The sequence below is a fragment of the Citrobacter sp. RHBSTW-00986 genome (assembly GCF_013783065.1).
GTDB lineage: Bacteria > Pseudomonadota > Gammaproteobacteria > Enterobacterales > Enterobacteriaceae > Citrobacter > Citrobacter braakii.
The window spans coordinates 4,733,570-4,745,865 of the sequence record NZ_CP056200.1 but is presented as its reverse complement, the minus strand read 5'-3'; the positions used below and the strand labels follow the sequence as shown (position 1 = coordinate 4,745,865).

The 12,296-nt window shown below is 55.2% G+C and carries 11 protein-coding genes; 6 read left to right on the top strand and 5 right to left on the bottom strand.

Annotated elements, in window-relative coordinates; all coding sequences use genetic code 11:
• Positions 1 to 192: 192 nt before the first annotated feature.
• The 5 genes from rhaM to rhaB form a co-directional block, all read right to left on the bottom strand.
• A complete protein-coding gene (rhaM, locus tag HV345_RS22850) occupies positions 193 to 507 on the bottom strand; it encodes an L-rhamnose mutarotase (RefSeq protein ID WP_016155195.1) in 315 nt (104 codons plus the stop codon).
• The gene (fucO, locus tag HV345_RS22845) at positions 504 to 1,652 is read right to left on the bottom strand and encodes a lactaldehyde reductase (protein ID WP_181636094.1); all 1,149 of its coding nucleotides are present in this window, start codon (positions 1,650 to 1,652) and stop codon (positions 504 to 506) included. The genes rhaM and fucO overlap by 4 nt, the downstream gene beginning before the upstream one ends.
• 126 nt (positions 1,653 to 1,778) lie before the next feature.
• Positions 1,779 to 2,606 (bottom strand): rhamnulose-1-phosphate aldolase, encoded by an 828-nt coding sequence (rhaD, locus tag HV345_RS22840; protein WP_016155197.1) that lies wholly within the window; start codon positions 2,604 to 2,606, stop codon positions 1,779 to 1,781.
• A 143-nt stretch (positions 2,607 to 2,749) separates the two neighbouring features.
• A complete protein-coding gene (gene rhaA / locus HV345_RS22835) occupies positions 2,750 to 4,009 on the bottom strand; it encodes an L-rhamnose isomerase (RefSeq protein WP_019077926.1) in 1,260 nt (419 codons plus the stop codon).
• Positions 4,006 to 5,475: a rhamnulokinase gene (rhaB, locus tag HV345_RS22830; RefSeq protein ID WP_181636093.1), complete on the bottom strand. Its 1,470-nt coding sequence runs from the start codon at positions 5,473 to 5,475 to the stop codon at positions 4,006 to 4,008. Before rhaB ends, rhaA begins: the two co-directional genes overlap by 4 nt.
• Before the next feature lie 300 nt (positions 5,476 to 5,775).
• Between rhaB and rhaS the strand changes: the two genes are divergently transcribed.
• From rhaS to HV345_RS22800, 6 genes are all read left to right on the top strand, one after another.
• On the top strand, positions 5,776 to 6,624 hold the full coding sequence (rhaS, locus tag HV345_RS22825; RefSeq protein WP_181636092.1) for an HTH-type transcriptional activator RhaS: 849 nt from the start codon (positions 5,776 to 5,778) through the stop codon (positions 6,622 to 6,624).
• Positions 6,625 to 6,729: 105 nt separating this feature from the next.
• A complete protein-coding gene (gene rhaR / locus HV345_RS22820) occupies positions 6,730 to 7,578 on the top strand; it encodes an HTH-type transcriptional activator RhaR (RefSeq protein ID WP_049040553.1) in 849 nt (282 codons plus the stop codon).
• 222 nt (positions 7,579 to 7,800) lie between these two features.
• Complete coding sequence (locus HV345_RS22815; RefSeq protein WP_141876144.1) at positions 7,801 to 8,262, top strand: hypothetical protein; 462 nt, start codon at positions 7,801 to 7,803, stop codon at positions 8,260 to 8,262.
• The gene (locus tag HV345_RS22810; protein WP_016157892.1) at positions 8,192 to 8,506 is read left to right on the top strand and encodes a PTS fructose transporter subunit IIB; all 315 of its coding nucleotides are present in this window, start codon (positions 8,192 to 8,194) and stop codon (positions 8,504 to 8,506) included. The genes HV345_RS22815 and HV345_RS22810 overlap by 71 nt, the downstream gene beginning before the upstream one ends.
• The gene (locus tag HV345_RS22805; protein ID WP_181636091.1) at positions 8,499 to 9,614 is read left to right on the top strand and encodes a PTS fructose transporter subunit IIC; all 1,116 of its coding nucleotides are present in this window, start codon (positions 8,499 to 8,501) and stop codon (positions 9,612 to 9,614) included. Before HV345_RS22810 ends, HV345_RS22805 begins: the two co-directional genes overlap by 8 nt.
• A gap of 87 nt (positions 9,615 to 9,701) precedes the next feature.
• Positions 9,702 to 12,293 carry a glycoside hydrolase family 38 C-terminal domain-containing protein gene (locus tag HV345_RS22800; RefSeq protein WP_104651891.1) on the top strand — a complete coding sequence of 864 codons (2,592 nt, stop codon included), beginning with the start codon at positions 9,702 to 9,704 and terminating at the stop codon, positions 12,291 to 12,293.
• Positions 12,294 to 12,296 lie beyond the last annotated feature (3 nt).

Sequence of the window (12,296 nt, the reverse complement as noted above, 5' to 3'; positions counted from 1 at the left end):
CGGCGCGGTTGTAGCTACACGAGTAGTTAAATGCCGTCCCGTCTTCCAGTTTGGTGACGCCGGAGACTTTCAGCATCGGCATGCCTGAGCAGGTGCCGGGTTGTGGGGAAAAGGCGTGGATGACAAAACGAACGCAATGCTGCTGACGGGAGAAAAAGGTTTCCTCCCCCGTCAGGGGAGGAAACAGAGCGGTTAAGGCAGATAAAACACTTCTTTTAGCTCAGCGCTGACCGGGCTGTTGTCCGGGTTTGCCGGCATTACATCACGCATATGCTTCCACCAACGCTGGCAAACATCGGTGCTGGCAACGGCGTTCCAGCGCTCTTCTGACTCAATCTCTACGGTGGCGAACAGCAGGTTGCGTTCCTGGTCGAGATAAATCGCGTAGTGATGGGCACCGTGCTCTTTCAGCACCGCTTCCAGTTCTGGCCAGATGGGATTGTGCCGACGTTGATACTCAACGTGCGCGTCGGCATTCACCTGCATCACAAAGGCCTTGCGGATCATAACGCCTCCAGATACAGCTCGCGGACCTCATCGCGGCTGGCGGTGCGTGGGTTACACGGCGCACATGGATCGGCCAACGCTTTATCCAGCCAGCCTTCAATATCCTCTTTCGTCACGCCAAGGGAACTAAAACCAGCCGGAATACCTACACGCTTGCTCAGGGCACGAATCGCGGTGATGGCCTCCATGCTTGCCGCTTCGTCGCTCATCCCGCGGGTGTCCACTCCCATCGCCTGCGCCACTCGGGCAAAACGCGCCACGGCGTTAGGGCGGTTAAAGTTTTCGATGATCGGCAGCAGGATAGCGTTGCAGACGCCGTGCGGCAGATTATGGGTCGCACCTGGCTGGTGTGCCAGCGCATGCACCAGTCCAAGACCGGCGCTGTTAAACGCCATCCCTGCGAGGTACTGACCAAACGCCATTTGTTCGCGGGCTTCGAGGTTATAACCATCGTCGACCGCTTTCGGCAGCCACAGGTTGATCAGGCGAATTGCTTCCAGGGCGTTGGCGTCGGTGAGCGGATGCGCGCCAACGGAAACATAGGCTTCCACCGCGTGAGTCAGGGCGTCCATGCCGGTTGCGGCGGTAACGGAGGCTGGGATTTCCAGCATCACGCTGGCGTCATCCACGGCGATATCCGGGATGATGTTCGGGTCGATGATCACCTCTTTGACCTTGCGGGCAGAGTCGATAATGACCGCGTTGCTGGTCATCTCTGCTGCTGTACCAGCAGTGGTATTGATGGCAACCAGCGGCACGCCCGCATTTTTCACTTTGCCCACGCCGGAGTAAGCGGTAGAAGGACCGGGGTTGGCGGTCAGGATCTTCACCGCTTTGGCGGTATCGATCGGGCTGCCGCCGCCGAAGGCGATAATGTAATCACATTCTGCCCCCTGATATACCGTAAAACCTTTCTGTACCAGCTCTTCTGTCGGATTCGGGAACACCTCATCAAACAGGTGGTAAGACATTTGATGTTCATCCAGTGCGGCAAACAGGCTATCCAGCAGGCCCAGCTTCACCAGTTGACCATCGGTGACGATCAACGCTTTGCCCCATTGTTTATTCGCCACGAGATTCACCATATCGGCAATCGCGCCGGCGCCATGCAGGCTAATTTTTGGCAGTGCCAACATAAAGCTCATCACTATTCTCCTTAAAAAAAATCCCTGGTGCCCGATGGCATTACGCTTATCGGGCCGACGGTGAAACGTGCATCGTCATGTAGGCCGGATAAAGCGAAGCCGCATCCGGCGTTGAGTTGGCAGGTATCAGTACAGCTCTACGGCGCTTGCCAGCGGAGTCACGCCAAAGCGTTTAGCCAGTGCTACCAGCTCTTCACGCGTGATGGTCTGCTTCATACCGCCCATCGAATAGATTTTGACTAAAACTTCGGCGGATTTTTCTGCGGTATCTATCAAGCCAAATGCTTCGTCGAGGGAGGGGCCGCTGCCGAACACGCCGTGGAACGGCCACAGTACCAGCGAGTGTTTCTGCATTTCCTCGGCGGTTGCCTGGCCGATTTCATCCGTACCCGGCACCATCCACGGCAGAATGCCGACGCCATCCGGGAACACCACCAGACACTCGGTGCTGCCTTCCCACAGTTTGCGGGTAATCAGCGGGGTATTGTTTTCCAGCACGTAGGTCAGGGCGATCAGGTTGGTAGCATGGCAGTGCATGATCACGCGGTCTTTGCCGTTCGTCGCTTTAATACGCTCGCAATGGGAGAGGAAGTGAGCCGGCAACTCAGAGGTTGGCACCGCTTCGTGGGTCAGGCCCCAGAGGATGTGGTAGCCCGCGCCGTCGCTGTCTACTTTCACCACGCCCAAATTTGCCGCGGGATCGAGCTGAACGTTACGGAAAAATTTACCGGAACCGGTGACGATAAACGGCGTGTTCGCCAGCAAAGGCATTGGCTGACTTAGCGCGATATAGCGCGGTTTTTCGTGGAAATCGGCGCTAAATGGCGCAATATCAGCCTCATCCAGACGCAGCGTCAGATTGCCGCCGTTACGTTCGTCCCAGCCTTTCAGCCACGCGTCGGAAGTGGCTTTGATCATCCCCTGGACGAACCAGGAATTAGTCATGTTTTGCATATTCGGTGATCCTGTTGATTACCCGATCGTTATCGGGTCTTACGTAAGCCGGATAAGTGAAGATCCATCCGGCAATCGTCTTTCATTCATTGCCGGATAGCGACGTAGGGCGTCTTATCCGGCCTGTAAGCCTGGTGTCACGGTTAGCTACGTTTGCTCAAAATCTCTTTCTCATAGGCGCGCACGCTGTCCAGCCACTGGCTTCCTGCTGGCGTGTCGTGACGCTGGCAATACATCTCCCAGACGGCCTGCCACGGCAGCGATTTTTGCTCTTCCAGCAAGGCCAGACGTGCGGTGTAGTCGCCGCTGGCTTCAAGCTGACGCAGTTGTTCGGTCGGTTCTAACAGCGCGCGCAGCAGGGCTTTTTTCATATTGCGAGTGCCGATAACCCACGCGGCGATGCGGTTAATAGAGGCATCGAAGAAGTCGAGGCCGATGTGTACGCGGTCAAACAGGTTGTGGCGGACGATCTCGCTGGCAATCGCCTGCGTTTCGTCATCCAGCAGCACCACGTGATCGCTGTCCCAGCGCACCGGACGGCTGACGTGCAGCAGCAGACGCGGTACGTACAGCATGGCGGCGGAGATTTTGTCGGAAATCACTTCAGTCGGATGGAAGTGACCCGCATCCAGGCACAGAGCGGTCTGACGGCTGGTGGCGTAACCCATATAGAACTCGTTGGAGCCCACGGTGTAGCTTTCGGCGCCGATGCCAAACAGCTTGCTCTCGACGGCGTCGATATGGTGCGCCGGGTCGAGTTTTTCGCTGATCACTTCATCCAGTGCTTCAAGCAGACGTTGGCGTGGTGCTAACCGGTCAACGGTAATGTCTTTCATGCCATCCGGGATCCAGATATTCATCACTGACGGCGTACCCAACTGCTCGCCAAAATACGCTGAGACGCGACGGCTGGCTTTGCAGTGGTCAATCCAAAACTGGCGAATGGTGTCATCGGCGTGGGCCAGCGTGAAGCCGTCGGCGCTCAGCGGGTGAGAGAAGCAGGATGGGTTGAAATCCAGCCCTAACTGGTTTGCTTTCGCCCACTCAACCCAGTTTTTAAAATGTTCAGGTTTGATTTGGTCGCGGGCAACCGGCGTATCGGACTCCAGATAGATCGCGTGCAAATTCAGACGCTTTGGACCCGGGATCAGGCTCAGTGCCTGCTCCAGATCGGCGCGCAGTTCGGTGGCGTTACGCGCTTTGCCCGGATAGTTGCCGGTAGCCTGAATACCGCCTGTGAGCGAGCCTTCTGGATTCTCGAAACCGGCGACATCATCGCCCTGCCAGCAGTGCATGGAGACCGGCAGACGATCGAGCTGGCGTAAGGCCGCCTCGACATCAATGCCTACCGCGGCGAAACGCAGTTTTGCCAGTTCCCAGGCTTGTTCAAGTTGAGTGGTCATGCGCAAAGCTCCTTTGTCTGTCGTAGTGATGGAAACTGCGCCTGGTAGCGGGCAATTTCACTTTCAGGATTTGGAATGAAGGTGGTCAGGTCGTAGTTGGCACGCACCACCTGACGGAAATCATCGACGTTGTTAAGCTCGTCCAGCGTCATCAACTGGATGCCAATATTGCCGAGCGTGGAGGCCTCAATCGGCCCGGACATCACGCGAATACCGCAGGCATCCGCGCACAGCTGGTTCAGTAGGGCGTTCTGGCAGCCGCCGCCAACGATGTGCAGTTGGCTAAATGCTGCACCACGCAGCTGTGCCAGTTCTTGCAGAATGTCAGCGTATAGCAATGCCAGGCTGTCGAAGATACAGCGCGCCAGTTCGGCGTTTTGCTGGGGAACGGGTTGACCCGATTCACGGCAGGCCGCCTGAATTTCCGCGCTCATATCGTCGGGGTTGATAAAGCGATCGTCGTTCGGGTTTATCAGGAATTGGCAGGCCGGCAGCGCTTGCGTTTGGGCAATAAGCGTTGGCAGGTCGGTAATCTGGCGCTCTTTTAAAACGCGCTGGAGCAGCCACAGTCCCATGATGTTTTTCAGTACGCGGTAGCGCCCTTCCGCGCCCCCTTCGTTGGTGATGTTCGCCGCCAGCGCCGCATCGTTGGTATACGGCGTTCTGCTCTCAAAGCCCATCAGCGACCAGGTACCGGAAGAGAGATACGCACTATTTTTATCGGCCAGTGGTGAAGCGATGACCGCGCTGGCGGTGTCGTGACTGGCGACGGCCACAACCGGAATTTGGTTTTTCTGCGGGCAAATCCAGTGACCAATGACGTTCCCCGGATGCGTCGGGCGACCAAACCAGGCTTTGTCTGCCCCGGTCCACGCCAGCAGCGTGTCATCCCAGTCGTCGGTGTTGATATTGACTAACTGGGTGGTGGTGGCATTGGTGTATTCCCAGTTCAATTTGCCGGTCAGGCGAAAGCTGAAGTAGTCGGGGATCAGCAGGGCATGTGCCACCTGCGCAAGCAGTTCTGGCTGCTGTTCAACCAGCGCACGTAGCTGATACAAGGTGTTAAACGGCAGAAACTGAATACCGCTACGGCGGTAGATTTCACCTTTACCTGGCTGCGCCATCGCCTGTGACATAATGCCGGTCGTGCGGCTGTCACGGTAAGAGACCGGCAGACCAACACGTTGGCCGGCGTTATCGATCAATACGTAATCCACGCCCCAGGTATCAATGCCAATGCTGTCTATCCGAATGCCTTCATCACAGACTTTTTTCAGGCCAAGGCGAATGTCGTTTTCCAGGCTGTCGATGTCCCAGGTGTCAAAACCGTCCGTTTTTTGCAGACAGTTAACGAAGCGGTGGATTTCACGCAGCGTCAGGATGCGGTGTTTACTGTCGTAACGTGCGAGCATTACGCGCCCACTGGATGCGCCGAGATCGACAGCGACACAATGGCGAAAAGTCATGGCGAGGTCCTTCTGAGTTTTATTGCACTCAGTCTAAGAACCCCGAATAAAGCGTACCTTCTTGACAGTGACAGCCCCAATTAGCGGCTGGCAACATGGCAAAGGTGAACGTGATGTTGTTCACAGTTTCCACTAATCGCGCGGATTTTGGCGGATGTGACGCCTTCCGCATTTCCCGATCTTTCCCGCCATTTCTTGAAGAATTAACCGTGTTTACGCACTTTGGCGTCAAAAAATTAAGGTGAGGGTAGGAACCCTTAATTACTATTCAGCCATATTCGTTAATCAGGGGGAGCCGTCATGACCGTACTGCATTGCGTGGATTTTTTTCCGACAGGTAAAGCGCCAGTGGCTATTGAACCGCGGATTCCTCAGCCCGCGTTTCCTGAACATCATCATGATTTTCATGAAATTGTGGTGGTCGAACATGGAACGGGGATCCATGTGTTCAACGGACAGCCTTACACCATCAGCGGCGGTACGGTGTGTTTCGTCCGCGATCATGACAGGCATTTATATGAACATACTGACAATCTGTGTCTGACCAATGTTTTGTATCGCTCTCCGGATGCGTTTCAATTTCTGGCCGGGCTGAATCAGCTTTTACCTCAGGAACAAAATGGGCAGTATCCCTCCCACTGGCGCGTAAACCAGGGCGTACTGCAGCAGGTTCGTCACCTGGTGGGGCAGATGGAGACGCTCGGCGAGGAGATGGATACGCCCACGGCGGCAAATCGCGAGATCTTGTTTATGCAGTTGCTGGTACTGCTACGTAAAAGCAGCCTGATGGAAGCGGCGACCGATAACGATGCGCGGCTTAACCTTTTGATGGCATGGCTGGAGGATAACTTTGCCGAAGAGGTGTGTTGGGAGGCGCTGGCCGAGAAGTTTTCGCTCTCTTTACGCACTCTGCATCGCCAGCTTAAACAGCAAACAGGATTGACGCCGCAGCGCTACCTTAACCGTCTGCGACTGATTAAAGCCCGACATCTGCTCCGCCACAGTGATGACAGCGTGACTGATATCGCTTATTTCTGCGGTTTCGGTGACAGTAACCACTTTTCGACGCTTTTTCGCCGTGAGTTCGAGTGGTCGCCACGCGATATTCGTCAGGGGCGTGACCTTCTAGCGGGAAGCAGCCTTCAGTAACGCGAAAGCTATCAACGTTTTTTACCGTCCGTTTGCTGATAATCATACCCTTTCATGCCGGATAAGCGCAGCGCATCCGGCAAGCGTACAGGTTGAGGTGATGTGATGGCGAATCATCTGGTTCTTTTGAAATCAGACTTTTTTGCGCATGAGCAGCAGGCTGTCGCCGTGGCCGATCGTTATCCGCAGGATGTCTTTGCTGAGCATACCCACGAGTTTTGCGAGCTGGTTCTGGTCTGGCGCGGCAATGGTCTGCATGTCCTTAACGATCGTCCGTACCGGATAACCCGCGGCGATCTGTTTTACATTCGCGCCGAAGATAAACACTCCTACACCTCCGTTAACGACCTTGTGTTGCAAAATATCATCTACTGCCCGGAGCGGTTAACGCTGAATGTTGACTGGCAAGGGGCGATCCCCGGATTTGACGGTACGCCGAGGCAGCCGCACTGGCGGCTCGGCAGCGTTGGCATGACCCAGGCCAGACAGGTGATAAGCCAGCTTGAGCATGAAAGTAATCAGCGCGATGCGCAGGCCTTTACCATGGCTGAGCTGCTGTTTGGTCAACTGGTAACTCACCTTAAACGTCATCGTTATGCCACGGATACGCTCCCGGCGACGTCAAGTGAAACGCTGCTGGATAAACTGATCACCGCGTTAGCCGGTAGCCATGAGCATGCGTTCGAACTGGATACGTTTTGCGAGCGTGAACGGTGCAGCGAACGCGTTTTGCGCCAGCAGTTTCGCAGCCAGACCGGGATGACTATCAACCATTACCTGCGGCAACTGCGCATTTGCCATGCTCAGTATCTGTTATCGCATACTGAAAAGCTGATTGGTGAAGTTGCTATGCAGTGCGGTTTTGAAGACAGTAACTATTTTTCGGTGGTATTTAACCGCGAAGTCGGGATGACGCCAGGGCAATGGCGCCATCGTAGTCGGGTGACACCATAATATATAAATGTGGTTTATATATTGCAGTGGCGTTTTGATACATATTCAGACTAAATTTGACATAATGAGTGAATGCTCTGTGCAATAAATCACAGTTGCTCTTTTATTTTTGTTTTATTCTCAGCAAACTTATTTATCGGAGTAACGTTTGTGTTGACCAACTCTATAATCATCAAAAGTCTGCTTTTAATTTTGCTATCTTGCGATCGCAAAATTAAACGTATGCTTGATTATTTTTGCTGGTTTAATTCCGTTAACGATCTGGCTGAAAATGATATCGCCGAGCAGGAGTGTATGGATACGCAAATGGCGCGCGAATGGTCCAGCCTGTGGGACTGCGCCAGCGAAGCTATCGGCGCGAGCGTACGTCAACGCTGTCATCGTCCTGCCCGTTTTGGCCTGCATTTCCCGCAGGCGCTGCTGTGCCGTCGCAAACGTGACGAGCTGGCCTTCAGTTTCCGTAACTCCAGCCTGCACCAACTGTTAGTTTGCCGCCATGCCAGCGGCGCTGACGGTGAAAGCCAGGTTTATCAATTTGTTAGTCCTATACAAAGCACAATGCGCACTTTCGCCATTGTGCTTTTTTTATTGCCTGAATCTACGAGGAATCATTATGTACATTGTTTGTGTTGCAGCTTGTCCGACCGGCGTTGCTCATACCTACATGGCTGCGGAATCGCTTGAAATCACGGGGAAAAACCGTGGGCATGAAGTTAAAGTGGAAACGCAGGGGAGCATTGGCGCTGAGAATGAAATTACGCCAGAGGATCTGGCGCGCGCTGACGCGGTCATCATTGCTGCCGACGTTGCGATTAGCGGGAAAGAGCGTTTCGATGGCATGGTGAAGCTCGAATGCAGCGTCTCTGATCCCATCAAATTTGGCGATGCGGTGTTTGAAGCAGTAGAGCAGGAGGTTGCAAATGGCTAAGTTTCAGGGGGGAGACAAACCGTCTACCGGGATAGAGGTCAAGAACGCCATTATGACCGGCGTTTCATGGATGCTGCCGTTTGTCATTGCTGGAGCGGTGCTAATGGGGATCGCCCGTATCGGCGCTTCTCTCTACGGTATTGATAACATCTGGGATGCCAGCTACGAGCAGGCCGGCATGGTGGTGCAGTTGCTGCACAAATTTGATGGTTTCGGCGGGCTGGCGCTGTCCCTGATGTTGCCGGTGGTGGCCGGCTATATCAGCTTTGCGCTGGCGAACAAACCGGGTCTTGCGCCGGGGATGATTGGCGGACTGCTGGCGAGTAACCTGGGAACGGGTTTTCTCGGCGCGCTGGCGGCCGGTTTTGTCGCGGGCTATATCGTTCGCGCCCTGAACCGCTACATCAAATTGCCGAAGGCGCTCTCCTCTGCTGTGCCTATTTTCATTCTGCCAGTCGGCGGTACGCTGCTGACCTGCGTGGTGATGGCATTTATTATCGGTACGCCGCTGGCGGCGTTGAATCACGACATGGAAAGCTGGCTGTTATCCATGTCCGGCACGAACAAAGTGCTGCTGGCGGCGGTCATTGGCGGCATGGTTGGGTTTGATCTCGGCGGCCCGATTAACAAGGCGGCGGTAACGACGGCAATGGCGTTACTGGCCTCCGGTATTTATGACCCAAACACCGCCGCGCAGGTGGCGATTATCGTGCCGCCAATTGGTCTGGGTGTCGCTACGCTGCTGTGGTCGTCACGCTTCCCGGAATCCCTGCGTGAGGCGGGTAAAGCCTCTACGTTGATGGGGCTGATTGGTGTTTCTGAAGGCGCCATTCCGTTTGCGCTGTCAAATCCAAGAATTATTGTCGTCAACGTGATTGGCTCGGCGGTGGGGGCGGCGATGGCGGTAGGATTAGGGGCGGTAAACCATGCGCAGATCTCCGGTTTTTACGGCTGGCTGGCGGTAGAAAAATGGCCGATTTATGTGCTCTCAATTGTCTGCGGCTCGGCGATTATCGCCTGCGGCTCACTGTTGATATTCCGTGGCCCGACAGCCACGCCTGAGGTGAGAAAAGAGACGGTGGCGCCGAAATTTAAAGCCAGCCGTTAGACGTACTACTGAATTAATATTTCCCTATGTTTAGCGCGGGTAAATATCCGTGCGGGTTACCTACGCCTTAAAACAGGAATAAACGAAATGAAAACGGTTCATTTAATTCAGCATACGCACTGGGATCGTGAATGGTATTTTACGGAGAATGATTCCCAGGCTCTGCTTTATTATTTTATGGCAGATCTTATCCAACATCTTGAAGCGGATGAATCATTAGGTCCATTTATGCTTGATGGCCAAACGGTGGTGCTGGAGGATTATTTCCAACTGGCACCAGAAAACCGCGAACGCGTGCAGGCGCTGGTGAAAGCCGGACGTTTGTTAATCGGCCCCTGGTATACACAGACCGATTTTTTGGTGGTTGGTGCTGAGTCCATCACCCGCAATCTGCTGCTGGGGCAGGCTGACTGTGACGAGATAGGGCCGAGAATGGCGGTCGGTTATGTGCCGGACTCCTTTGGCCAGAGCGCACAGTTGCCCATGTTCCTTAATCAGTTTGCCATCGACCACGCGGTTATCTGGCGCGGCTGGAGCGAGTACGACACGCCGTTTACCGAGTTCCGCTGGCGAAGCCAGGGGGGCAGCGTGGTGACGACGGCGGTATTACCGCAGGGTTATGGGTGCGCGAAGTGGTTGCCGACGGATACCAACCAGGCCTGGCCGCGCCTCTCTGCGGTTATGGAAAAGCAGGCGGCATTTAGCCGCAGTACGCAGCTACTACTGCCGAACGGTAACGATCAGTCACCGTTTGAGTACGGCGTTCCGGCAATGCTCGACACGCTGAACCAGGAACAAACGGCGTACCGCTTTATTCGCAGCGACTTTAGCCGTTACTTTGCCGCGCTGGCGGATACGCCGCTGGCGATCTTTGAGGGCGAACTGCTAAGCCCGAAATATATGCGTATCCATCGCGGTATTTTTTCTACCCGCATGGATATTAAACAGGCCAACGTCCGGCTGGAGAACTTCGTCAGCCGTCAGCTAGAACCGTTGCTGAGTATGGCCTGGACGCTGGGGTTGCCCTATCCGCAGCGTGCCATTGAGACAATATGGCGCGAGGCGATGAAATCCCACGCTCACGATAGTATCGGTGGGTGTAACGCCGATCGCGTGAATGCAATGGTTAAGGCGCGTTTGCTCTCGGGTCAGGAAAAAGCCGAGCGCCTGTACGAGCTGAATATGCAGATGTTGGCAAACGGCATTACGGCGCAGCAACAGGGTAAAAAAATCATCGTCTTTAACGCGCTGCCGTCGGTGCGCGATGGCCTGGTGGCGCTGACGCTCTACCTACCCGGTGAGGCGTTCCGCATTGTTGACGAGCAGGGACAACCCTGTCGCTGGCAGATTATGCGTGAGACATCGCAAGATATGTCCGTCATTGTTCAGGAACTGTCCAATAGCCCCGATCCCGTCTTCTATCGGCGGTGCGATATTTTACTGGAGGTCGCATCGCTCCCCGCCTGCGGCTATACCACCCTGTATCTGCAAGATGAGTGCGCCCCCGGATTTGCTGTGCCGTCCTCGACAGAAGAGGCGCTGGAGAACCCGTGGTTACGCCTGACGCTGGAAGGCGAACAGGTTGTTCTGGTCGATAAGCGCAGCGGTAAGCGCTGGGAGAACCTTATTCAACTGGTGGACGGCGGCGATGCCGGTGACACCTATAACTATTCTCCACCAGAGGATGACTGGCGCGTTACCGGCGCAGGGGCGCTGCTTCACGCCGACTGGCAGCGCGGCGCGCTGGTGGACACGTTGTCGCTAAGCTGGTCTATCGCAGCACCGCACACGCTGGCCGACAGGCAGGAGCACCGTTGTAATGCACGACTGGATGTCAGCATGGTGGTCATGCTGGATCACCAGCGCCCGACGCTGGACCTCCAGGTTAGCGTCAACAACACCTTGCACGATCATCGTTTACAGGTGGAAATTCCTGCTGATGTCTTTACCGATGTCCATTTTGCCGATCAACCGTTTGGTCTCATTCGTCGCGCCAACCGACCGGCCACGCTGGATGTCTGGCAGCAGGAAAATTGGGGTGAAGCCCCGGCATCGCTGTGGCCAATGCAAAGTCTGGTAATGATGCATGATGGCAAGCAGGGCATCAGTGTGGTGACGGAGGGGCTGCGAGAATATGAAATTCCCGCAGAACGCCCATCGGTTATCGCCATTACGCTACTGCGTAGCGTGGGTTGGCTGGGACGTGCCGGTATGCCGTGGCGTCCGGGACGCGCATCCGGTATGGCGTTGCCTTCCCCAGACTCACAGATCCCAGGCGAATTTAGCGCCCGCTTCGCGCTCATCCCGTTGTGCGATGGTGAAAGCCCGAACTTCTGGCGTGAAGTCGAAGCCTGGCGCACACCGCCAGTTGGCTGGCTGGATTCCGGCTGGGCGCGTTTTAAAACCAATCCACACGCGCTGACATTCCCGACAGCCTACAGCCTGCTGCACTGGGAGACACCACTCCATTTCAGCACCTTGAAAAAAGCGCAACGTGAAGATGCGCTGATTTTACGCGGCTGGAACCCCGGCTCGCAGCCGCAGATCAGCTCAACGCCGGTCGCTGATGCGACAGTGTGCGAAGTTACGCTGGCGGAAAAATCGCTGAACTCATCGCATGAAACGATACCGGCCTGCACGCCGATCTCATGGCGTATTACGCCCGCAGCCAGAGGATAATAT